21 protein-coding genes are annotated in these 21,932 nt (G+C 55.3%); 13 read left to right on the top strand and 8 right to left on the bottom strand.

What is annotated here, in order from left to right; genetic code table 11:
- The 8 genes from ACHUEV_RS02305 (at position 1) to glmM (ending at position 10,573) form a co-directional block, all read left to right on the top strand.
- Positions 1–921 carry a glycine--tRNA ligase subunit alpha gene (locus ACHUEV_RS02305; RefSeq protein ID WP_394177450.1) on the top strand — a complete coding sequence of 307 codons (921 nt, stop codon included), beginning with the start codon at positions 1–3 and terminating at the stop codon, positions 919–921.
- The gene (locus ACHUEV_RS02300) at positions 921–1,451 is read left to right on the top strand and encodes a DUF6446 family protein (RefSeq protein ID WP_394177449.1); all 531 of its coding nucleotides are present in this window, start codon (positions 921–923) and stop codon (positions 1,449–1,451) included. Before ACHUEV_RS02305 ends, ACHUEV_RS02300 begins: the two co-directional genes overlap by 1 nt.
- Positions 1,451–3,700: a glycine--tRNA ligase subunit beta gene (gene glyS / locus ACHUEV_RS02295; RefSeq protein WP_394177448.1), complete on the top strand. Its 2,250-nt coding sequence runs from the start codon at positions 1,451–1,453 to the stop codon at positions 3,698–3,700. Before ACHUEV_RS02300 ends, glyS begins: the two co-directional genes overlap by 1 nt.
- Before the next feature lie 88 nt (positions 3,701–3,788).
- Positions 3,789–6,341 (top strand): putative PEP-binding protein, encoded by a 2,553-nt coding sequence (locus ACHUEV_RS02290; protein WP_394177687.1) that lies wholly within the window; start codon positions 3,789–3,791, stop codon positions 6,339–6,341.
- A gap of 197 nt (positions 6,342–6,538) precedes the next feature.
- Complete coding sequence (locus ACHUEV_RS02285) at positions 6,539–7,207, top strand: cell wall hydrolase (RefSeq protein WP_394177447.1); 669 nt, start codon at positions 6,539–6,541, stop codon at positions 7,205–7,207.
- A gap of 98 nt (positions 7,208–7,305) precedes the next feature.
- Entirely contained in the window at positions 7,306–8,223 is a 918-nt protein-coding gene (locus tag ACHUEV_RS02280) for a dihydroneopterin aldolase (RefSeq protein ID WP_394177446.1), read from the top strand.
- A complete protein-coding gene (gene folP / locus ACHUEV_RS02275; RefSeq protein WP_394177445.1) occupies positions 8,220–9,227 on the top strand; it encodes a dihydropteroate synthase in 1,008 nt (335 codons plus the stop codon). Before ACHUEV_RS02280 ends, folP begins: the two co-directional genes overlap by 4 nt.
- 2 nt (positions 9,228–9,229) lie before the next feature.
- Positions 9,230–10,573, top strand: a complete 1,344-nt coding sequence (gene glmM / locus ACHUEV_RS02270; protein ID WP_394177444.1) for a phosphoglucosamine mutase — start codon at positions 9,230–9,232, stop codon at positions 10,571–10,573.
- A gap of 16 nt (positions 10,574–10,589) precedes the next feature.
- Here the strand turns inward: glmM and ACHUEV_RS02265 are convergent, their stop codons facing one another.
- From ACHUEV_RS02265 to ACHUEV_RS02250, 4 genes are all read right to left on the bottom strand, one after another.
- Entirely contained in the window at positions 10,590–11,435 is an 846-nt protein-coding gene (locus tag ACHUEV_RS02265) for a tellurite resistance TerB family protein (RefSeq protein WP_394177443.1), read from the bottom strand.
- A gap of 77 nt (positions 11,436–11,512) precedes the next feature.
- The gene (locus tag ACHUEV_RS02260) at positions 11,513–12,412 is read right to left on the bottom strand and encodes a DMT family transporter (RefSeq protein WP_394177442.1); all 900 of its coding nucleotides are present in this window, start codon (positions 12,410–12,412) and stop codon (positions 11,513–11,515) included.
- Between the two features lie 12 nt (positions 12,413–12,424).
- Positions 12,425–12,769, bottom strand: a complete 345-nt coding sequence (locus ACHUEV_RS02255; RefSeq protein ID WP_394177441.1) for an antibiotic biosynthesis monooxygenase family protein — start codon at positions 12,767–12,769, stop codon at positions 12,425–12,427.
- On the bottom strand, positions 12,766–13,089 hold the full coding sequence (locus ACHUEV_RS02250; RefSeq protein ID WP_394177440.1) for an NIPSNAP family protein: 324 nt from the start codon (positions 13,087–13,089) through the stop codon (positions 12,766–12,768). Before ACHUEV_RS02250 ends, ACHUEV_RS02255 begins: the two co-directional genes overlap by 4 nt.
- A 70-nt stretch (positions 13,090–13,159) precedes the next feature.
- On the opposite strand from ACHUEV_RS02250, the gene ACHUEV_RS02245 reads away from it, so the two are divergent.
- Positions 13,160–13,840 carry an ArsR/SmtB family transcription factor gene (locus tag ACHUEV_RS02245; protein WP_394177439.1) on the top strand — a complete coding sequence of 227 codons (681 nt, stop codon included), beginning with the start codon at positions 13,160–13,162 and terminating at the stop codon, positions 13,838–13,840.
- Positions 13,841–13,887: 47 nt separating this feature from the next.
- Positions 13,888–15,294, top strand: a complete 1,407-nt coding sequence (locus tag ACHUEV_RS02240) for an aldehyde dehydrogenase family protein (RefSeq protein ID WP_394177438.1) — start codon at positions 13,888–13,890, stop codon at positions 15,292–15,294.
- A gap of 51 nt (positions 15,295–15,345) precedes the next feature.
- On the opposite strand, the gene ilvC is transcribed toward ACHUEV_RS02240, so the two are convergent.
- Entirely contained in the window at positions 15,346–16,368 is a 1,023-nt protein-coding gene (gene ilvC / locus ACHUEV_RS02235; protein ID WP_106356881.1) for a ketol-acid reductoisomerase, read from the bottom strand.
- A gap of 134 nt (positions 16,369–16,502) precedes the next feature.
- Between ilvC and ACHUEV_RS02230 the strand changes: the two genes are divergently transcribed.
- Positions 16,503–16,958, top strand: a complete 456-nt coding sequence (locus ACHUEV_RS02230; protein WP_394177437.1) for an Lrp/AsnC family transcriptional regulator — start codon at positions 16,503–16,505, stop codon at positions 16,956–16,958.
- Entirely contained in the window at positions 16,955–17,407 is a 453-nt protein-coding gene (locus ACHUEV_RS02225) for an Lrp/AsnC family transcriptional regulator (protein WP_394177436.1), read from the top strand. Before ACHUEV_RS02230 ends, ACHUEV_RS02225 begins: the two co-directional genes overlap by 4 nt.
- Here the strand turns inward: ACHUEV_RS02225 and ACHUEV_RS02220 are convergent.
- Complete coding sequence (locus tag ACHUEV_RS02220) at positions 17,404–18,597, bottom strand: UbiH/UbiF family hydroxylase (protein WP_394177435.1); 1,194 nt, start codon at positions 18,595–18,597, stop codon at positions 17,404–17,406. The genes ACHUEV_RS02225 and ACHUEV_RS02220 overlap by 4 nt on opposite strands.
- A gap of 38 nt (positions 18,598–18,635) precedes the next feature.
- A complete protein-coding gene (locus tag ACHUEV_RS02215) occupies positions 18,636–19,283 on the bottom strand; it encodes a pyrimidine 5'-nucleotidase (RefSeq protein WP_394177434.1) in 648 nt (215 codons plus the stop codon).
- A 101-nt stretch (positions 19,284–19,384) separates the two neighbouring features.
- Here ACHUEV_RS02215 and ACHUEV_RS02210 point away from each other — a divergent pair, with 101 nt between their 5' ends.
- Positions 19,385–20,038: a GntR family transcriptional regulator gene (locus ACHUEV_RS02210; protein WP_394177433.1), complete on the top strand. Its 654-nt coding sequence runs from the start codon at positions 19,385–19,387 to the stop codon at positions 20,036–20,038.
- Here the strand turns inward: ACHUEV_RS02210 and ACHUEV_RS02205 are convergent.
- A complete protein-coding gene (locus ACHUEV_RS02205) occupies positions 19,992–21,905 on the bottom strand; it encodes a glycosyltransferase family 2 protein (protein WP_394177431.1) in 1,914 nt (637 codons plus the stop codon). The genes ACHUEV_RS02210 and ACHUEV_RS02205 overlap by 47 nt on opposite strands.
- Between the last annotated feature and the right edge of the window lie 27 nt (positions 21,906–21,932).

The following is a 21,932-nucleotide window of genomic DNA, read 5'->3' as shown; positions in this document are numbered from 1 at the left end:
ATGGCAGACAAACCACGCAGTTTTCAGGAAATAATCCTGCGGCTTCAGAACTATTGGGCCAGCAAGGGCTGTGCCATTTTGCAACCCTATGACATGGAGGTCGGGGCAGGCACATTCCACCCGGCAACAACCCTGCGTGCGCTGGGTTCGAAATCATGGGCTGCTGCCTATGTGCAGCCGTCGCGTCGCCCAACAGATGGCCGCTATGGTGAGAACCCAAACCGTCTACAGCACTATTATCAATATCAGGTCTTGATCAAACCAAGCCCGCCGGATTTGCAGGAACTCTATCTTGGTTCATTGAAAGCCATCGGCATTGATGCATCCTTGCATGACATCCGCTTTGTCGAGGACGATTGGGAAAGCCCAACATTGGGCGCTTGGGGGCTTGGCTGGGAGGTCTGGTGTGACGGGATGGAAGTATCTCAGTTCACATATTTCCAGCAGGTCGGTGGCCATGACTGTAAACCAGTCTCAGGCGAGCTGACTTATGGTCTGGAGCGTCTGGCGATGTACGTCTTGGGCGTGGATCACGTGATGGACATGCCGTTCAACGACCCAAGTTCGCCGAACCCGCTGACTTACCGTGATGTGTTTAAGCAAACCGAAGAAGAATACGCGCGCTGGAACTTTGACATTGCCGACACGGATATCCTGCTGCAGCATTTCAAAGACGCCGAAGCCGAATGCCAACGCATTTTGGAACAACCTGCCGAGGACCCAAAAACCGGCAAGCGCATCATCATGGCCCACCCGGCCTATGACCAATGCATCAAAGCATCGCACCTGTTTAACTTGCTGGACGCACGCGGCGTGATTTCGGTCACCGAACGCCAAGCCTATATCGGTCGAGTGCGGGCGCTGGCGAAGCAATGTGCTGATGCGTTCGTCCAAACCGAAGCAGGCGGGGCAGCGGCATAATGCCTTGGAACCGTATCGCAATTGTGGGGATCGTCGTGTCAGCTTTGATCGCAGGAGCCGCGCTTTATTACCTTCAGGTGTACGCCTACTACACACCAGTAGCAGGCGATAATGCGCGTGTTGAACTGACCTCGGTCGTGACTGGCGAGGCCGAGCCGATCATCTTTGACAGCTTTGATGGCATCGATTCCGACAGCAGCCCAATCCGGTATCGCGCGTGTTTCACGACTGTTCTTAGTCAAGCAATGCTAACAGAAACCTACGTGATCAAGGACGATGCCGAACCACGCGTCGCACCAAGCTGGTTTGAATGCTTCGACGCAGAACAGATCGGTGCTGACCTTGAACACGGCGATGCGATTGCGTTTCTTGGCACCGAAAACATCCACTACGGGATCGACCGCGTTGTTGCGGTTTACCCCGATGGCCGCGCCTATGCGTGGCACCAAATCAATGCCTGTGGCGAGGTCGTCTTTGACGGCAATCCGGCCCCTGACACCTGCCCACCTGTACCCGAAAGCCAGAACTGATGCCTGATCTTCTGATTGAACTTTTTTCCGAAGAAATCCCTGCGCGGATGCAAAAACGCGCCAGCGATGATCTGAAAAAACTGGTCACTGACGGTCTCGTTGAGGCTGGATTGACCTATTCGGGCGCAGCTGCGTTTTCGACACCGCGCCGACTGGCGCTGTCCGTCGAAGGGCTGACAGCGGAAAGCCAAGCCACCAAAGAGGAACGCAAAGGCCCCAAAGTCGGCGCGCCTGACAAAGCCATCGAAGGGTTCTTGCGTGGCGCTGGCGTGACCCGCGAAGACCTAGAGGTCCGCGACGACAAGAAGGGCCAAGTTTACTTTGCCGTGATTGAAAAGCCGGGCCGCTTGGCTGCGGACATCATTGCCGAAGTGCTTGAAGGTGCGATCCGCAACTTCCCATGGCCGAAATCTATGCGCTGGGGTGACGGCCCGTTGAAATGGGTGCGCCCGCTGCATTCAATCCTGTGCATCACATCAGACGAGGCTGGCGCGCAGGTCGTGCCGCTGGACGTTGATGGGATCACATCTAGTAACACCACACGCGGGCACCGCTTCCTTGCGCCTGATACAATTACCGTCACAGGTTTCGATGATTACGAGGCAAAGCTGAAACGCGCCCACGTCATCCTGCGCGCCGATGAACGGGCCGAGATGATATGGCATGAAGCCACCAATCAGGCCTTTGCATTGGGGCTAGAGGTCGTCGAAGATCGCGGTCTATTGGCCGAGGTCGCAGGGTTGGTCGAATGGCCCGTCGTGTTGCTGGGCAAGATCGACGATGACTTCCTTGGCCTGCCGCCAGAGGTGCTCCAAACATCCATGAAAGAACACCAAAAGTTCTTTTCCGTCCGGAACCCCAAAACCAACCGGATTGAGCGTTTCGTGACCGTCGCAAACATGGAAACCGCCGACAACGGCGCGACCATTCTGGCGGGGAACCAAAAGGTGCTGTCGGCGCGTTTGGCCGATGCAAAGTTCTTTTGGGAAAACGATCTGCGCACGGTTAAGACCGTTGGTCTAGAAGGCATGGGCGCAAGCCTTGCCGATGTGACATTCCACAACAAATTGGGATCGCAGGCTGACCGGATCAAACGGATCGAGGCATTAGCACGCGAGATTGCACCTGCCGTTGGTGCAAAGCCTGATCTGGCTGCCGAGGCCGCGCGGATTTGTAAATCTGACCTGTCGTCTGAAATGGTCTATGAGTTCCCTGAATTACAGGGGCTTATGGGGCGCTATTACGCCGAAGCAGCAGGTCACGACGACGGCGTGCCAGCAGCCTGCCAAGAACACTACTCACCACTGGGGCCATCAGACGATGTGCCAACTGCGCCTGTGTCTGTCGCCGTGGCTCTGGCCGATAAGATCGACACGCTGACCGGGTTCTGGGCGATTGAGGAGACGCCGACCGGAAGCAAGGACCCGTTTGCGCTTCGCAGAGCGGCATTGGGTGTTATCCGGCTAGTCTTGGAGAACAAGCATTCTATTTCGCTCGCTGGCCTGACTGCGGAACCAATATATACACACCTCGACAAGCGTTTCGAAAACGAGGTCAAGGAGGATCTGGCTTCGTATGGTGGTTTTCCAGCTGGGTTAAAATCTCTGATCGAGGAAAGTGAAAAAAATAGAATCGAAGAGATTGAGCAGACACTGGAGGCTCTCGGTGAGGAGCAAATAGCGGACAAAACGAAGGTTTATGAAATCATGGGGAAGGCAATGGGAAGGCATCTACTCTCCTTCTTCCACGACCGCCTGAAAGTCTTCCTTAAGGACAAGGGCATCCGTCACGATATCATCGATGCTTGCATTGCGATGCCGGGGAATGATGATCTGACGTTGTTGGTCAAACGGGCAGAGGCACTGGCTGCGACATTGGCCACGGATGACGGTGAAAACCTGATTCAGGGGTTCAAGCGCGCCAACAACATCCTGACCCAAGCCGAAGAAAAAGACGGTGTTGAATATTCATACGGTGCGGACATTAAATTTGCCGAAGATGACGCTGAAAAGGCGCTGTTTTCTGCCCTTGATGCTGCAGACGCAAAGATCGCTCCAGCGATGAAAAACGAGGATTTCAGCACCGCGATGACCGCTATGGCAGCACTTCGTGGGCCGATTGATGCATTTTTCACCGATGTGCAAGTTAACGCCGATAGCGAGATTTTACGTCGCAACCGGCTTAACCTATTGTCACGCATCCGGAATATCTGTCTGTCTGTTGCCGATTTGACCAAAATCGAAGGCTAGTTGCAAAAGCTTCAAGTTTTCTTTGCTAAATAGGGGGGGAACCCCCTATGCTGCACTCACAGAATAAGGTGACGCCGCAGTGCAGCATATGACGAATATCCAGCCTTTGACCTTAATCACGCCGACCGCAGCAATGTCGGCGGAGGTGCATGGTGGCCGCGCGAAATGCCTGCAACGCTTGATTCGCTTGGATATGCCTGTGCCGATGACGGTTGCCCTGTCATTTGAAACCGTGCGCAGTATTGCGCAGGGGCATATGCCCGATATGGATGCGCTGCTGGCCCCATTTGGTGATCAGCCGCTCTTGTCGGTTCGTCCGTCCAGCCTTGACCCAGATTGGGGCGGCCCGAGTGCTGTGCTGAACGTGGGCATGAACGACGCCCGCCACGCACGTTTGAGCGATGACATCGGCGCAGAAGCCGCAACCGCGATCTATCTGCGCTTTGTGCAGTCCTACGCGATTCACGTGGCCCGGCTTGATCCTGATGAGTTCTTTTTGCCGGATGTCGCAGATGCCGACAGCCTGAAGGCAATGCTGGATACTTACGAATTCGAAACAGACGAACCGTTTCCTCAAGATGCCAGCGTGCAACTGGCCGAAGTCTTGCGTTCGATGGCCCGCGCATGGGACGGCACGACCGCCCGTTTGCTGCGACAGGCCAAAGGTGCGCCTGTTGACGCTGGGCTTGGCCTTGTTGTTCAGGCAATGGCGCTTGGCGTGGGGCAGGGCGAATGCGGGTCCGGTGTGATCGAATTCGTCGACGCGAGCTCTGGTCTGCCGAAAATCGTTGGTCGCTATCTTAATCAAAGCCAAGGCCGCGAAAGCATTCGTGACGCCGACGGTGCGATGTATTTGACGTGTGATGATCGTGGGCCGTCGCTCGAAGAACGTTGCCCTGATGTCTTTTTGCAATTGCTGAGCTTTGGTGCATTGGCCCGCAAAAAGCTGCGCGAAGAAATGCAGATTAAGTTCACGATTGAACATGGTGTGCTGCATATTTTGGATGCGGTTCGTGTGCAGCGGTCGTCGCGTGCGACAGTGCGTATCGCTGTGGCACTTGCTAATGATGGGATTATTCCGCGCGAAGAGGCCGTGATGCGGGTCGAACCTGCGGCGCTGTCTGAATTGCTGCACCGGCAGGTCGATCCACGTGCAAAACGTGATCTGATCGTGCGTGGCATTGCGGCTAGCCCGGGGGCCGCCGCTGGTCGCATCGTGCTGACTGCCGCAGAGGCCCAAGCAAGCGCTGCCCGTGGCGAGGCATGTGTGTTGGTGCGCCGGGAAACCACCCCAGAGGATATCCGCGGGATGCATGCCGCCCAAGCGGTGCTGACCATGCGTGGTGGGGTTACAAGCCATGCCGCTGTGATCGGCCGTGGCTTAGGGTTGCCTTGTGTGGTTGGTGCTTCTGATCTGTCGATTGATCGCAAGAAAGGCCTGATCAAGGGGCCTGATGGTCGCAAATTTGCTGTGGGTGACGTGATTACTGTGGATGGAACTACCGGGCAGATCCTTGCTGGAGAGGCCCCGATGGTTGAGGCGGCGTTGGATGGCGCGTTCCAGACCCTTCTTGAGTGGGCCGACGATTACCGTGATATCGGTGTGCGTGCGAACGCGGATACCCCCGCCGACGCCCAAGCCGCCCGTAACTTTGCCGCCGAAGGAATCGGCCTTTGTCGGACGGAACATATGTTCTTTGAGGGCGACCGGCTGGGCGTGATGCGCGAAATGATCTTTGCCGAAGGGTCGGATGATCGCCGTGCAGTCTTGGATCGGTTGCTCCCCATGCAGCGCGAAGACTTTGAGGCGCTCTTTACCATTATGGCGGGCAAGAACGTTTGCGTCCGTCTGTTTGACCCGCCGCTGCATGAATTCCTACCTTCCGATAAGGCGGGCTTGCGCGATTTGGCCGAACAACTGGCCCTGCCGGTGCCAGAGGTGACCGAACGCGTGAATGCGTTGACCGAGTATAACCCCATGCTTGGCATGCGCGGTGTTAGGCTGGGGATCGCGATCCCGGAAATCTATGACATGCAGGCACGCGCAATTTTTGACGCGATGGTCGCTGTCGGCAAAGCTGGCGTTGATATCTCGGTCGAGATTATGATCCCGCTGGTCAGCGCGATGCGCGAAGTCGAACTCGTGAAGACGCGGGTCGATGGTGTCGCGAATGCTGTGCGTGCGAAAAGCAAAACAGCATTGAATTACCGTTTGGGCGTAATGGTTGAAACGCCACGGGCTGCGTTGCGTGCACAAGACATCGCCGGACATGCAGAGTTTCTGTCATTCGGCACAAACGACCTTACTCAGATGACCTATGGGCTTTCTCGCGATGACGCAGGGCGCTTTATGTCGGCTTACGTGCAACAGGGCGTCTATGCCGAAGATCCATTTCACACCTTAGACGTTGAAGGGGTGGGTGAACTTGTTGCGCTGGGGGCAGAGCGTGGCCGTCTGGGGCGCAAAGATGTGATTCTCTCGATCTGTGGCGAACACGCTGGTAGCCGGACAGCGATCGCGTTTTGTCGCGAGCACAAGTTCGACTATGTTTCTTGTTCGCCGTTTCGGGTTCCGGTTGCGCGACTCACTGCGGCACAACTGGCAATTCTGGACCGCACCAAGGCTGGCTTAACCCCATAATAAGCTGGCCAAACCTCATAATATTGTGCCGTTCCACTCCAGAGTGATCGGATATTGTTCTCGATTGGCAGACTTCCGCTGTGCCGTAGCGTCTTTTTATGGCTGGTTGACGTCGGGGTAGACGTAACGACAACTTTGGCCTAAAGACACCAGCGCCTGCGTGGGGCTGTTCCACGTAGTTTCCTGGGTGGGAAAAGATGACGTTTTTTAGATCAGTAGTGGCCGCAGTTACCGCGGCATCGGTTTCGTTCGGCGCATCGACTGCGGTAGCGGACGAATTGATGGCAAGTCGCCTTGGTGCGATTCTTGGGCAAGAGCGAGAAGCGCTCTCGGTGGTGCCAGATACCCGCCTAAGTCTTTTGACAAGTCTGCCCCCAGCTGAAGAACGTGGTGTCGACACCCAAACTGGCGAAATCTATAGCCGTGAATTCCTTGCTAAACGCCCAGCTGCCTCTGGTGGCGAACAGTGGGAATGCCTTGCCGAGGCGCTGTACTTCGAAGCGCGTGGCGAAAGCGTTGAAGGCATGTTTGCCGTTGGCGAAGTCATCCTGAACCGCGTGGATAGCGGGTCTTACCCCAACACATTGTGTGCCGTGATCAATCAGGGAACTGGTCGTCGCTTTGCGTGCCAGTTCACATATACCTGTGATGGACGCGCCGAAGTTATTGCTGAACCACGTGCATGGGCGCGTGTTGGTAAGGTCGCGCGCATCTTGATTGATGGTGCACCTCGTGTTCTGACCGGTGGTGCAACGCACTATCATACGAAGGCTGTGAACCCGTCTTGGGCACAGCGCTTTCCGCGCACCGCGTCTATCGGATCACATTACTTCTACCGCCAGCCGGTCCGTACAGCCTCTAAATAAAGTCGCATGTGTGACTGCGGGCGTCGTGGGTGATGCTTGTCGGAATGGTCTTGGCCCTGTATCTGGGCCGGGATTGACCTCGATTGACTGGACGGCCCATGACCGATGATATTCGCCTTGCATTTGCACATCCAAGCGAGCGGGCCGAGGCCAGTAGTCAGACCCCTTGTGACCGGATTTCTTTGCGCGATTACGTTGTCGAAGTCGAGATCGGTGCATTCCAACAAGAGCGCGGGCTCCTTCAACGCGTTCGTTTCAATGTTGTGGTCGAAGTTTCCCCACTCGGCGTTATCGACGACGATGTGGATCGCATCCTATCATATGACAAAGTCACCGAAGCTATCGGCATAGAGCTTGAGGCCGAACGCATTAATTTGCTCGAAACGCTGGCCGCCCGAGTGGCCGAGCGTATTCTGCTAGAACCCCAAGCTGAACGCGTCTTTGTACGGATCGAAAAACTGGATCGTGGACCGTTTTCGTTGGGGGTTGAGATCGTTCGCGCCCGCGATGGTGCGCCAGCCGCAGGCCAAGCGCATGTAGAAGCGCCGCACCCCCGTGTCGTCTATTTCTCAAATGAAGCAATGGCGTCACCGTATTTTTCGGATTGGGTTGATCATCTTGCTGGCCGTGATGCGCCCTTGATCATTTGTGTGGGTCCTTCGGATGTAGCGGCCCCTCAGTCTGGGAATGCGCTTGCCCAGCGTCGTATCGATCTGTTGGCGATTGAACAAAATGCATGGATGCTGGCTAGTCGTGATCGCCGCTGCATGGTTGTCGGCACGCGGACCGAGCTCGACTGGGCAATGAAGAACGACCAGATATGCATTTGGGCACCGTCTAAGATCGTGCTGGATGCGGTGGATGGCCCTTCGGCCAGTCCACGAGATGCCGTCGAGCTGGTCGCATGGTTCGCGCAAGAAATGACTGCGAAAGAACTATTGGTTGTCGGTGCCGAAGCCCCGGTATCAACCGTCCCTGTACGCGTATTGGATGGTACGCAACCGGCACTATCATGAAGAAGTACTATCAACCGATTGCCCGTTTGGGCGGGTCGCCCAGTGCTGGGGCACAACAACTTGCAGGAGGCATATGTTGGTTTGACCAAGTGGTATTGCGTCAGCGCGGTCAGGCAGACAGAGTTGTTAGTGTCGATGACATACCCAAAGATGTTTTAGATCGGATCACTGCGCCTCGTCCTTCGGTGGCTGGGATGCCGATGAATACTCCGCAGGTGATGGGGATATTAAACGTCACGCCTGATAGTTTTTCGGACGGCGGAAAATATTCAGGTCAGGACGTGGCAGTTCAACATGCGCTGTCTATGGTCAAGGCGGGTGCTTCTATTATCGATATCGGCGGCGAAAGCACGCGACCGGGTGCAGAAACAGTAAGCGTCGATGATGAAATAGCGCGGACTGCCCCAGTTATCGATGCGATCCGGGAGCACAGCGCTATTCCGATTTCTATCGATACACGCAAGGCTGCCGTCGCACTGGCTGCGATTGAGGCAGGTGCAAACCTTGTTAACGATGTCGCGGCCCTTAGCTATGATCAGGAACTGGCTGGCGTCACTGCGCGTTCGGGGCTTCCGGTTTGTCTTATGCATGCGCAAGGCGACCCCGAGACGATGCAAAACGACCCGCAGTACGACGATGTCTTGCTCGATGTTTATGACTACCTCGAACAACGCGTTTCGACAGCAGAGGCAGCGGGCATCGCGCGTAAAAACATCATCGTCGATCCCGGCATCGGATTTGGCAAGACATTGGAACATAACCTGATCTTGCTACGTGGACTTTCCCTGTTTCATTCATTGGGCTGTCCAATCTTGCTGGGCGCTTCACGTAAAAAGTTTATCGGAACGCTTGGCGGGGGTGCGTCAGCAACTGATCGGGTGGCCGGATCCGTTGCCGTGGCGTTGCATGGTGTCCGGCAGGGGGTGCAACTTCTGCGGGTTCACGATACATTTGAAACCAAACAGGCGATCGACTTGGAATTAGCGATTAACAAGGCAGAATAGACATGGCACGAAAGTTTTTTGGTACTGATGGTGTGCGCGGTAGGGCGAATACGTATCCGATGACCGCTGATATGGCACTTAAGATTGGCGCCGCTGCAGGCCGCTATTTCCGTAATGACGGTTCGAATGGCCACCGTGTGGTGATTGGTAAAGACACACGGCTATCTGGCTATATGTTTGAGAATGCTTTGACAGCTGGTCTGACAAGTACAGGCATGAACGTTTTGCTGCTTGGCCCTGTTCCGACACCCGCTGTCGGTCTGTTGACGACATCAATGCGTGCGGACGTCGGGATCATGATCTCGGCCAGCCACAACCCACACCACGACAACGGTATCAAGTTCTTTGGCCCAGATGGATTCAAGCTGTCGGATGACGCGGAAACCGAAATCGAAGCCCTGATCGAGAGCGAAATCGAACCTGCGCAGGCGCAGAACATTGGTCGCGCAAAGCGTGTGGACGATGGGCGGTTCCGTTATGCTGAGCGTATAAAATCAACGTTCCCGCAGGGTATGCGTCTCGATGGGCTGAAGGTTGTAATTGATTGCGCCAATGGTGCAGCACACCGCGTTGCGCCTGAAGTCCTTTGGGAGCTTGGTGCCGAAGTTATTCCAGTCGGTGTCAGCCCCAACGGCCTGAACATTAACGAAAACTGTGGTTCGACCAGTACGGGAACGGCTGCTGCAAAAATACTTGAGACCGGTGCAGACGTTGGCATTTGCCTTGATGGTGACGCTGACCGCGTGATGATCATCGATGAGACGGGGCAGGTCGCGGATGGCGATCAACTGATGGCGCTGATGGCGGCGCGTTGGGCGGATCAGGGGCGCCTGAGTGGCGGCACCTTGGTCGCGACTGTTATGTCTAACCTTGGCCTAGAGCGTTACCTTGACGCGCGTGGCCTGCGCCTCGAACGCACAGCCGTCGGCGACCGTTATGTGGTTGAGGCAATGCGCGCGAATGGTTGGAACCTTGGCGGTGAGCAATCGGGTCACATCGTGATGACAGATTTCGCGACGACTGGTGATGGCCTGCTGGCTGGGCTGCAATTCTTGGCTGCGATGATTGAGACCGGACAAAAAGCGAGCGCGCTGACCAAGTCATTTGAGACAGTCCCACAGATGCTTAAGAACGTGCGCTACGCGGTTGGCCAAGACCCGTTGGGTGCCGCATCAGTGCAAAAGGCGATCAAAGATTCCGAGGCGGCGTTGGTCGGCAAAGGGCGGTTGTTGATCCGCAAGTCAGGGACAGAGCCTCTTATCCGCGTTATGGCCGAATGCGAAGACGACGCGCTTTTGGCGCAGGTCGTCGATGGCATCGTCGCAGAGGTGGAGGCGGCCGTTTAAGCCGCCCCACAGTGTTCTAAGCAGGCGCCTGTTGACTGACGACCTCGGACAACAGCGTTTTAACGACATCTCCGTTCATCCTCATCGCCTTGGCGAGTCCGCCGACAAATACCTGTTCTTTGCCTGCAAACTGGCCATCAGCTGCAACGACCATAAGAACGCCGCGCATCATATCCAGCTGTTCATCCTTGCTGCGCCCTTTGACAAGCCGTTTAAAGTCGGCTTCGGCTGGGGTTGCTTCGGCAAGATCCGCCATGCGTTTGACGATTTCTGGTGAAAACGCCTGTCCGGTCATTTCTTCGGCAACACTTTTGATTGTCGCGATCTCGGATGGGTCGATCTGCCCGTCAGCTTTCGCTGCGTGGCACATTGCATCAAGGATCGCGTGCGATGCGGGTGATCCTTCGCCCATCAGCCCGCGCCGTTCTTTGCGCCGCGTGCGAGCCTTTGCCATTTTGGCTACCGCGAAGATGAGCAGCGCAGCAAGAATTCCGAAACCCCAGAACCCACCTGCGATTTGACCGATGGACAACTTAGGTGTGACGGGAATATCGGCGGGAACAAGTCCCGCAGTCTGCGCCGCCTTCAGCTGTGTTGCATCAAATTCAAAGTAGCTGTCAGTCGCGCACCCGTTTTCAGCGAGTGCGTAACTTTCAACTGTGCGCCAGAAGTTGACGAAGATAACCGAAGTCGTCGAAACAAGATGACATAGCGCGATGGGGCTGTCCGCACTGCCAAGGTCGGTCGGGGAAACGAATAACAACTCTTCGCTGGTTGAGCCGCCGCCGCGTCGTGCTTCGGCTGTGGTCGCGGCCGACGACATGAAAAGCACGGCCAGAAGGCCAAGTAGGAATGCACGCATGAAAAACTCCGTTAAATGATAGGGAGCAAGTTTGCGTTCAAATGTGTCGATAGTTTGGCCTATCAGCGAAGGATTGTTTACTTGAAGGCAAGTTTTCGCAGGCTATTCCATTGGCTTATCAGTAGCCCGCACAAAATAAGCGCGAGGGCCGTGAAGAACCGTATTGGCAGGTCTTCGTTCAAAACAATGGCTCCGAAGATCATTGACCAGACGGGAACCTGATAGTTCACGAGCGTCATGAAGATCGATCCTGCTGATCGGATAACCAATACGCGGATAAGTGCAGCAAGTGCTGTGGGCACAAACCCTAGTAAAATGATTGCGATTACTGTTCTTTGGTCGGTGGCTTGTGGCACGCCTTCGATTAGTAGCATGGCCGGGATTAATGCGCTGGCCCCGACGACCAGTAGCAACGCCGCCATCGTGATCGGATCTATGGGTGGGCAGCGTCGCGTCATAATAGCGGATATCGCGTAAGATAGAGCCGCAAGGATGCAGGCGATTTGTCCCAAAGGTTCGATCCCGGTGCCGATCCGTAAAACGCCGGGGCCAATTAGGACGAGCGCGCCGATGAATCCCAGCGTCACACCCAGCCCGTTGCGCAGGTTCATTTTCTCATCCGTGAACACATGGGCCAACGGCAGAACGAACAACGGCAGGACCGCCATCGAAATTCCGGCAAAGGCCGAGGGCACATATTGCTGCCCCCAGCTAAGCAGCGCAAAAGGCACCGCAGTATTCAACAGCCCGATAACCAGCAGGTATTTCACCATAGTGCGTGTAAAGACGGGCAGGGGCCGACGCATCACGCGCATCAGCACCAGCAGTGCCACAGCGCCCAAGCTGGTCCGCGCACAGGCAACGGTTAGCGGGCCGTATCCCTCGAGCGCGATGGCAACGACCATAAACGTCCCGCCCCAGATCACCCCAAGTGTCAAGATAGAGAGCCAGTTGGAAAGGCTAGGTTGGGTGGTCATTGCCCGCGTCCGCTATTCGTGAATTTCTCTGCTATCAGTGGGCGCCTGCGCACGATCATGCAACCCGTAGTCACGAGAAACTTCTGCAATACGAATGCGATAATCGTTAAACACACCGTCACGCCCCACTGCTTGCGATCCGCGGTGTTCTATCGTGTTGCGCCACTGCTTAACGGCGTCTTCGTCGGTGAAGAAAGACAGGGACAGGAGTTTGTTCGGGTCAGTTAGGCTTTGAAAGCGCTCAACGGAGATGGAGCCGGGAACCTGTGCTAGGAGCGGCCTAAGCTGCGCTGCATGATCAAGATATGTATCGTGTTGGCCTGTGGCGGGGGTTGCCTCAAATATAACGGCAATCATTGCACGACCCCATGCGGTGTAGATGCGAGCCTTAGAAAGGTGCGATCTTCGCGAAGGATGAACTTTTCCTTTTGTGCGAATTCGTAGTTTTCGCGTCCTAGCGGATCCGCACTTAGGCGCTCGCGATATGTTTCATAGGCGGCAAGCGATGGGACGTTGTAGATGCCATAGGCCAATGTGGTCGATCCTTCGTGCGGGGCGTAATAACCAATAAGATCAGCGCCGTTGCGTGGGATGGCTTGGCCCCAGTTTTGGGCATATGTTTCGAATTGCGATTTCTTGGTTGGGTCGATTTGGTATCGAATGATGCAGGTCAGCATTTGGGCTCCTTTGTTGTACGGGTTAGCATAGCAGGTAGATTTGCGCGGATGCTTCGGCTAAGATCGAAGTATGAAGGAAGGTCCCGACATATCCCGTGTTGCTGCATTGATAGGTGATCCTGCCCGCGCGAACATGCTGACGGCGCTGATGACTGGCAAGGCGCTGACTGCGACGGAACTCGCCGTTGAAGCAGGGGTAACCCCGCAAACAGCCAGCGGGCATTTGGCGAAACTATTCGACGGTGGGCTGGTGCAATCGCGCAAGCAAGGCAGGCACAAATATTTCGCGCTCGCTCATGGAGATGTTGCTGTTGTCCTCGAAGGGTTGATGGGACTGGCCGGTGGAGAGCTGCGTACGCGGACGGGACCAAAGGATGCCGCGCTGCGACAGGCACGTGTGTGCTATAATCACCTAGCAGGCCAAATGGGGGTTCAAATGTTTTCTAGTTTGATTTTTCGTGGCTTAATGCGTGACGATCCCGATGCGCCGGTTTTGACGGCTGGTGGCCAAGAATTTATCGTACAATTTGGCGTAGACCTTGAATCGTTAACGCAACAGCGCGCGCCATTGTGCCGCAGTTGTTTGGACTGGAGCGAACGTCGTACGCATCTTGCCGGGTCGCTTGGCCGGGCGATGTTAACCAAAATGGAACAATCCGGTTGGGTGAAACGCGACGATAAAAGCCGTGCGCTATTGTTTAGTCAGGCAGGCGCTTCTGCATTTCAGGTGGCGTTCCCGGAAACTGGCTGACGCTGCGTTTATCTTGAATAGGGGCGATCTATCGCGAAGCTATCAACATGACAGAACAACCCACAGACCCCGCAGAGATTTTTGACGCGCAGGCTGCACTTGTGCCGGACCGCCGCGTTAGCTTTGATTTCAACGCGCGCCGCGATGCGCTGTTGCGTTTGAAACAGGCGATCATTGCGCGTGAAGATGCGATCATTGAGGCGATTGGTGCTGACTTCGGGAAACATCCGGTTGAGGTTCGCCTGACCGAAATCGTACCGATCTACCAAGAGATCGGGGATGCACTGCGCCATCTTCGGCGCTGGATGCGCCCCAAGCGCGTGATGCCAGGCCTTACGATGTTCGGAACATCGGGTCGGATACAGCCGACGCCCAAAGGTACTTCCTTGATTATCGCGCCTTGGAATTTTCCGTTCATGTTGGCACTTGGGCCGCTTGTTTCGGCGCTGGCCGCTGGTTGTTCCGCCGTTATCAAACCGTCGGAAATGACGCCTGCGACCTCGGCTGTGATTGCCGATGTGATTGCAGATGCTTTTGAACCTGATTTGGTTGCGGTGGTTCAGGGCGGTCCTGACGTTGCGAATGCGCTGTTGGAACAGCCGTTCGACCATATCTTCTTTACCGGCAGTCCGGCGGTCGGCAAAATCGTGATGGCAGCAGCGGCCAAGACACTGGCCAGTGTTACACTTGAGCTGGGTGGGAAATCCCCTGTCGTCGTCGGGCCAGAAGCCAACGTTCACAAGGCTGCCAAGTGGATCGCATGGGGACGTTTTATCAATGCGGGCCAAACCTGTGTCGCGCCAGACCACGTTTACGTTCACGAAAGCGTCCATGACGCGCTTGCCGATGCTTTGCGTGCGCGGATTACAAAGATGTACGGCACTGATCCGACGCAATCCCCTGCGCTTGCCAAGGTAATAAACCCGCGTCATTGGGCGCGGCTGACTGGCCTGATCGCCGACGCCGAAGGCAAAGGTGCAACGCGTGCCATCGGGAACTCCGACGAAGCCAGTCGAAAGATTTCGCCCACGATCTTGCTAGACACTCAGCCTGATATGGAAATCTCACGAGAAGAGATTTTCGGACCGGTGCTTCCGCTCATCAAATATAGCGATCTGTCGGATGTAATCGGGCAGATCAATGACGCGCCGCACCCGCTCGCGCTTTATGTTTTTGGAGATGCCGAAACGGCGGATCGTGTGACCAATGGTACAGCATCGGGTAGCGTTGGTGTGAATCTTACGATTCTACCGGTCATTCATCCGAACCTTCCTTTTGGTGGGGTCGGGAATTCTGGGATGGGCGCTGCGCATGGCAAGGCTGGGTTCGATGCGTTTAGCCACCTACGGCCCGTGCTGAAAAACAGATTTATTGCATTGCCTATGATCTTTCCGCCCTACACGTCGCGCGTTGATAAGCTGTCTAAGTTTCTGCTTCGCTTTGTCGGGCGCTAACGAAAAAGGGCTAGCGTTTCCGCCAGCCCCGATCACGTGAACTAAGCAGGCTTAGTTCTTTGCTTTGTCGACCATTTTGCCTTCGGAGATCCAAGGCATCATTGCGCGCAGCTTTGCACCAACCTGTTCGATCTGGTGCTCGTCGTTTGCACGACGGGACGCTTTGATTGTTGGCTGACCAACAGCGTTTTCCAGCATGAAGTCACGCACGAATTTGCCGGACTGAATGTCAGCAAGCGTCTCTTTCATCGCTTTCTTTGTCTGCTCATATGGCAGGATGCGTGGGCCAGAAACGTACTGACCGTATTCAGCAGTGTTCGAGATGGAGTAATCCATGTTCGCGATGCCGCCTTCATAGATCAGGTCAACGATCAGCTTGGTTTCGTGCAAGCACTCAAAGTAGGCCATTTCAGGCTCGTAACCAGCTTCGACCAGTGTTTCAAAGCCACAACGGATCAGTTCAACGATACCGCCACACAGAACGGCTTGTTCGCCGAACAGGTCAGTTTCACATTCCTGACGGAAGTTGGTTTCGATGATGCCGGAACGACCGCCACCGATTGCAGAACAGTATGACAGGCCGATTTCGTGGGCTTTGCCAGACGCGTCAGTGTCGACAGCGATCAGGCAAGGCACGCCGCCGCCTTTGGTGTATTCGCCGCGAACAGTGTGACCTGGGCCTTTGGGCGCCATCATGATCACGTCAACGCCTTCTTTTGGCTCGATCAAGCCAAAGTGCACGTTCAGGCCGTGTGCGAATGCGATTGCTGCACCTGGCTTGATGTTGTCGTGGACGTATTTTTTGTATGTTTCTGCCTGCAGTTCGTCGGGCATTGTGAACATGATCACATCACACCAAGCAGCAGCTTCTGCGATGCCCATAACTTTCAGGCCTTCGCCTTCGGCTTTGGCTTGTGAAGGAGAACCTTCACGCAGCGCAACAACAAGGTTCTTCGCGCCAGAATCACGCAGGTTCAGCGCATGCGCGTGACCTTGTGAACCATAGCCAAGAATAGCAACTTTTTTGTCTTTGATCAGGTTAACATCGCAATCGCGATCGTAATAAACGCGCATGTTCGCATTCCTTATTGGGTTATCTCTGCTGCGGTTTATAGCGGTGTTTTCGCTGATAAGTGAGTGTTGATTTTATGTAATTTTCAGTTTTGATGTGATTGTTATTCGTAAAAATGTAAAATATATAAATTATTATGCTTGATGACGTTGATCGCCGAATTCTACGCCTGCTTCAGGCGGACCCAGCACAACCCGTGCCGGAGCTTGCCTCTGCGACGGGCATGACCGCAGCCCGCGTAACGCGCCGTTTGGACCGATTGCGCGCGGACGGGGTTTTGATGCCAAGCCAAGCTGTGATTGATTGGCGTGCGCTTGGTTTCACCGTCGAGGTCAGTTTGCGTGTAACGCTGGATAAAACTGTTCCGCGTGCTTTTGATGAGTTTCTGTCCGCGGCCCGTCAGGTGCGGGCGGTCATTGAAATTCAGACCTTCTTGGGCCGAGTAGATGTGCGCCTGTCGCTGATCGCGCGTGATTTGCCTGATTATCAACGTATCTACCGCGAAGAAATTCTGACCCTTCCGCATATTGCAGACATCGAGGCGCTGATGACTGTTGCCCGTGTGAAATACGACGAAAGCCTGCCGCTATGACTTTGGATGACATCGACCGAGAATTGCTGCGGGCAGTCGCGCTAAATGCGGATCAGTCAACGACCCAGCTGGGACAAAAGCTGGGGTTGAGCCAGCCTGCAACTTGGCGTCGGTTGCGGCGTTTGCAAGATGCAGGCGTGATTTCAGGGCGGCGTTTGGTATTGGACGCCGAGAAGGTCGGCTTTGGTGTGACTGTATTCTTGGGGGTAAAGCTCGCCACCAAAGGCCGGATCAGCCTAGAGGATTTTGAACGCGCCGTGTCGGCGATCCCCGAAGTTCAATCGGTCGAACACGTCTTGGGGCTTTATGATTATCGTTTGCGGGTTGTAGCGCGTGATTTGGCAGATTTTGAGCGCGTATTGCGACGGCGGGTTATGACTTTGCCGGGCGTGGGTAATGTCGAAGCAAATGTTTTGCTATCCGAAGAACGTAGACCCGGGCCGCTTTAGCGTCCGGCACCTAGTCCCAATTCCATCAGCTTGCGGCGTACTGGCGTTAGCCCATAAAGCATCTGAATGCCTTTGGCGCGTAGGTCCTGTGCCAGTGCACCGCCTGAAATGGATGCCCGGTTCAGCGCATCAATACCTGCGATACGTAGCTTAATATCTGGATGGCGCGCGCGGGCGTAGGCATCAAGCATCTGACGATCACCCAACTCCGTTGGATTAGCCTGCGCCAATTCCAAAAGGCTGGCCAGATCGCGCAGTGACATATTCAAACCCTGCGCACCAATCGGGGGCATCACATGAGCCGCTTCGGCGACAAGCGCCACGCGCGGTCCGGTAATCTTATCCGCGATCTGACTAATGATCGGCCATACGCTGCGCTTGGATACAAGCGTTAGCGGGCCGTAAACACCGGCGGAACGATCATTCGCTGCGGCTTCGAATGCAGCTTGGTCGAGCTTGCTTAGGTGAACTGCCTCGGGGCCGTGATCCATCCAGACGACAGCAGAGCAAGGCTTGCCATCGTGGTCGGGTAGGGGAACCAGCGTGAAGGGGCCACCGTCACGATGTATCTCGGTCGATACATTGTTATGCGGCGCATCATGGGTCAAGGCAAAAGTAATCGCCTTTTGCCCATAACGTTTTGTTTTTACGCCAATCTCAGCGGCATTGCGTACGGCTGAACCGCGCCCGTCAGCACCAATTACCAGTTTTGCATCTAGCTGCGTGCCATCAGATAGGGTCACAATCGCGGATCGGTCGCGGGCCAACATGTTTTTGAAACCTGTGCCCGAACGAAAATCGACATTTGGTAAGTCATTTAACCGCGCGACCATTTCGCGGCGTAACAGCCAGTTGGGTAGGTTCCACCCAAATGGTTGGTCAGAGATGTCTGCAGCGTCAAAATCGCGGATCACATGTGGATCAGCAGCTGCATCAACAATGCGCATGATCTGAAGTGGCGCCGCGAATGGGGCAAGGCGCTGCCATAGACCCGCTGCCTCTAGGAATTGTTGTGCTGGCTGCAAAAATGCCGTGGTGCGCAAATCCGCGCCAGTCGCTTCGCTGCTTGTCACCGGAGGGGTCGGATCAACGATTGTAACGTCAAAGCCTGCAGTGCCAAATGCAGCTGCAGCCGTGAGGCCAGCGACACCGCCGCCCGCGATCAGAATATCGGTCGATTTGCGTTCCATAGGTCTGACATAGGGCGTTGATCGTGGCGCGGAAAGGGTTACCGCGTCACCTGCGACAAGAAATCTGTCAGGTTATCGGTGCTATGGTGGACATGCGGCGCATCCAGTGGCGTTTCATGGACGTGCACCGTCCGCATCCCAAGCGCGTGGGGAACCGCAAGATTGCGTGCCTCGTCTTCGAACATCGCGGCAGACGTAGGCGTCACTTTTGCGCGTGCAAAGACGGTGGCAAAGCTTTGGGCATGGGGTTTGGGCGTAAGTTCGGCATGTTCAATCGCATAAACGGCGTCAAACGCATGTGACAAACCGCGCGCCTTTAGTACCCGCGTTGCGTGATAGTTCGATCCGTTCGTGTAAACGATCTTGCGGCCGGGCAAGACCCCGATAGCCTCGGCTAATTCCGGGGCTTTGGTCAGGTGCGAAATGTCGATATCGTGAACCTCGGCCAGAAAATGATGCGGATCGACGTTATGTTCTTTCATCAGGCCAGCCAGCGTCGAACCATGCGTTTCCCAATAGGCATTCGCTTGCTCAGCAGCGCGGTCTTTGTCAAAGCCCGTGACGCGCATGACATAGGCAGCAAATTTCGGATCCATCAGGCCAAATAAATCAGCCGATGGGTGATACAGCGTATTGTCGAGGTCAAAGACCCAAGTGTCGACATGTTCAAAGTGTTCAGCAACCATGCGCGGAACCTATGCGACTGTTTCGCGCTGTACAATCAGTTTGGGTTGATTGCAGGGGGCTGGCAAGGGTAGGGTCGGCGGATCAAGAAAGGCCTAACGCCATGCACGATCCGCGCGGAACACAAAAAGACGCTTACGCCCTTATCCTAGAGGCAATCGATAGCCACACCTACAAGCCCGGTGATCGGTTGGTGGAAAGCGAGTTGGCTGAACGATTTGGCGTGTCGCGCACCCCGATTCGCGAGGCATTGCAACGACTTGAGACGCAATCCTTGCTAACGCGTGATGGTCGTTCGTTGATCGTGGCATCGCTAGATCATACGCAACTGTCCGAACTTTATGTGGTCCGTGGTGAGCTGGAAGGGCTCGCGGCCCGCCTTGCAGCGCGTCATGCGGCACCCGAAGAAACCAAAGTACTGCGGGACATGCTTGAGGAAGATAAGAAGCTGGTTGGCGATCCCATGGCGCTTAGCCGCGCAAACCGCCGTTTTCATAAACAAATCCATCTGGCTTCACACAACAGGTTTTTGGTCCGGCAGCTGGATCTGGTGCATCGTTCTATGGCGCTTCTTGCGACGACTTCGCTCGCTGCTGAAGGGCGTACGGTAGAAACCTTGGATGAACACGAAGAGATCGTTGAAGCCATTGAGGCAGGCGATGGTGACGCGGCCTATAAGGCGCTGCGCGACCATATTTCAGAGGCCTTTGTCACCCGTTTGAAACTTGATGCTGCGGCGGTTGAGGCGGCTGAGTAGTCGTTGTTTGCCAGCTTTGCGGCAGTAAAATGCCGTGGGCGGTTTTGTCCCAATAGAATGGCTTTACGACCAGTTCATAAATACCCTTATACGCGGCCAATGCACCCAGCGGAAAGTAGAACGTCAAAGTCAGCGCCCATTTGAATAGCCAAGGTTTGTTGGCCTTTTGCAGTGCGACGTAGGCGACAATCCAACCGACCATTTCTGACGTAATGAAAAGCCCGGCGAGCGTCCAAAACGACCACGCTGGCATGATTGCGGAAAGCGGATGACTTAGCCCTAGCATCGGCAACCAAAACGTCCAAAGCAAAGGTGCTAAGACAAATTGCGAAAGCGTTCCTAAGAACAACAATTGCACGCCGAAAAACTGCCATGCTCCTAGGTCGCGCCAAAGTCGGGCGGGATTTCGCATATGCACACAATAAGTAATCGCGTATCCCTTTAGCCAACGGGATCGCTGTTTGACCCATGGCCACGCGCGACCGTTTGCTTCTTCTTCGGTGACGGTATCTATCAATGCGGTGCGATACCCGTGACGCGCCAGCCGAATACCCAAGTCAGCGTCTTCTGTGACATTGTGGGCATCCCAGCCCCCCAGTTCCTGCAATGCGTCGCGTTTGAAAAACAGGGTTGTGCCACCAAGCGGTACAGCAAGGCCAAGCCGCTGTAATCCGGGCAGAACGACGCGAAACCAGCTTGCGTATTCGACAGTAAAACAACGCGTTAGCCAGTTGGCCTTTGCGTTATAGTAATCTAGCTTCCCTTGCAGGCAGACGACATCAGGTGGGCTGTTTGCAAAGGCGTTAGCCACGCAGTGCAGCTGATCAGGGGCAGGCGCGTCTTCGGCGTCCCAGACGCCGATAATGCTGCCGCGGGCGAAATCTAGCGCGTAGTTTAGTGCCCGTGGCTTGGTCTTAATTGTGCCCTTGGGCACCACGATAGGCCGAACACCACGGGGTAGGGTAGTGCGTCCTAATGTGGCCCGGGTAGTGCGGTCATCCGCCTCTAACACGAGGCATAGATCAAGCAATTCGGGTGGATAATCGAGCGCATCGAGCCGAGCCAACAGGTGTTCGGCAATCGCGGTTTCATTGTATAATGGCACCAGCATAGTGATCGTCGGTAAACGCGCCGGGACGACATTGGGTGTCGTGTCTTCGGGTTTGCGCATCCCGATCACGGCGGCGACCGCTTTCAATGCGGTTGTCAGGGCAAGCGTGACGACAGCCCAGCCCACAAGCGCAGCCCACAAGGCAAGCGGGGCAAAAACTATACCTGAAAGCGTTACGGTTGCTAATAATGCCCAGACGGCAAGGGCACGTGCCGGATTCCAATCTCGGCAACTTTCGGCTTGAGGCGTTTTCGTTTCCGCCTGCATTACCAAGGTGTTCATGCATTGCTGGGCAATGGCACCGCTAAGCTGATCGTTAGTTGTGATCGCCATGCGGACAGGGCCGAACTGCGCACATAGATCGTCAGCGTGGAGATGAAATTCGTCCGGACGCACGGTCAGGATAACGGTCTGCCCTCCGATCTTTCGCCAAGGTATCAATCCCATTTGCAAACAGTTTGCGGGCCCGATGGCGTGAATAAGCGTGGTATCAGCAGGTTCCGACAGCGGGTCAATTAGCCGGGTTTTATATGCTGTGGCGAACGCAGTTGCGACAGAAAATTGGGAAATACCAAAGCGGCTAGTCATAACATCCGCAAGCCGCAATCCCCTGTTGTTCGCGATTTCTTCGGCTTGCAGTGCGATATCGTGGGGGATAGCGCCAATGAAGACCAATTCTTGGGCTAATAAACTGCGAACGGCGCCCACAGTAGGTAGGACGCCGACATTCTTAGTTTCTATTTGGACGCCTGACATGATTAACCCAACAGTTTGTCAGTCAGA

The sequence above is a fragment of the Yoonia maritima genome, assembly GCF_043641945.1.
GTDB lineage: Bacteria > Pseudomonadota > Alphaproteobacteria > Rhodobacterales > Rhodobacteraceae > Yoonia > Yoonia maritima_B.
This window is presented reverse-complemented; position numbering and strand designations above follow the sequence as displayed.

Coding starts and splice junctions, on each gene's coding strand:
- ACHUEV_RS02305 (WP_394177450.1), top strand. CDS start 1: ATGGCAGACAAACCACGCAGTTTTCAGGAAATAATCCTGCGGCTTCAG.
- ACHUEV_RS02300 (WP_394177449.1), top strand. CDS start 921: ATGCCTTGGAACCGTATCGCAATTGTGGGGATCGTCGTGTCAGCTTTG.
- glyS (WP_394177448.1), top strand. CDS start 1,451: ATGCCTGATCTTCTGATTGAACTTTTTTCCGAAGAAATCCCTGCGCGG.
- ACHUEV_RS02290 (WP_394177687.1), top strand. CDS start 3,789: ATGACGAATATCCAGCCTTTGACCTTAATCACGCCGACCGCAGCAATG.
- ACHUEV_RS02285 (WP_394177447.1), top strand. CDS start 6,539: ATGACGTTTTTTAGATCAGTAGTGGCCGCAGTTACCGCGGCATCGGTT.
- ACHUEV_RS02280 (WP_394177446.1), top strand. CDS start 7,306: ATGACCGATGATATTCGCCTTGCATTTGCACATCCAAGCGAGCGGGCC.
- folP (WP_394177445.1), top strand. CDS start 8,220: ATGAAGAAGTACTATCAACCGATTGCCCGTTTGGGCGGGTCGCCCAGT.
- glmM (WP_394177444.1), top strand. CDS start 9,230: ATGGCACGAAAGTTTTTTGGTACTGATGGTGTGCGCGGTAGGGCGAAT.
- ACHUEV_RS02265 (WP_394177443.1), bottom strand. CDS start 11,435: ATGCGTGCATTCCTACTTGGCCTTCTGGCCGTGCTTTTCATGTCGTCG.
- ACHUEV_RS02260 (WP_394177442.1), bottom strand. CDS start 12,412: ATGACCACCCAACCTAGCCTTTCCAACTGGCTCTCTATCTTGACACTT.
- ACHUEV_RS02255 (WP_394177441.1), bottom strand. CDS start 12,769: ATGATTGCCGTTATATTTGAGGCAACCCCCGCCACAGGCCAACACGAT.
- ACHUEV_RS02250 (WP_394177440.1), bottom strand. CDS start 13,089: ATGCTGACCTGCATCATTCGATACCAAATCGACCCAACCAAGAAATCG.
- ACHUEV_RS02245 (WP_394177439.1), top strand. CDS start 13,160: ATGAAGGAAGGTCCCGACATATCCCGTGTTGCTGCATTGATAGGTGAT.
- ACHUEV_RS02240 (WP_394177438.1), top strand. CDS start 13,888: ATGACAGAACAACCCACAGACCCCGCAGAGATTTTTGACGCGCAGGCT.
- ilvC (WP_106356881.1), bottom strand. CDS start 16,368: ATGCGCGTTTATTACGATCGCGATTGCGATGTTAACCTGATCAAAGAC.
- ACHUEV_RS02230 (WP_394177437.1), top strand. CDS start 16,503: ATGCTTGATGACGTTGATCGCCGAATTCTACGCCTGCTTCAGGCGGAC.
- ACHUEV_RS02225 (WP_394177436.1), top strand. CDS start 16,955: ATGACTTTGGATGACATCGACCGAGAATTGCTGCGGGCAGTCGCGCTA.
- ACHUEV_RS02220 (WP_394177435.1), bottom strand. CDS start 18,597: ATGGAACGCAAATCGACCGATATTCTGATCGCGGGCGGCGGTGTCGCT.
- ACHUEV_RS02215 (WP_394177434.1), bottom strand. CDS start 19,283: ATGGTTGCTGAACACTTTGAACATGTCGACACTTGGGTCTTTGACCTC.
- ACHUEV_RS02210 (WP_394177433.1), top strand. CDS start 19,385: ATGCACGATCCGCGCGGAACACAAAAAGACGCTTACGCCCTTATCCTA.
- ACHUEV_RS02205 (WP_394177431.1), bottom strand. CDS start 21,905: ATGTCAGGCGTCCAAATAGAAACTAAGAATGTCGGCGTCCTACCTACT.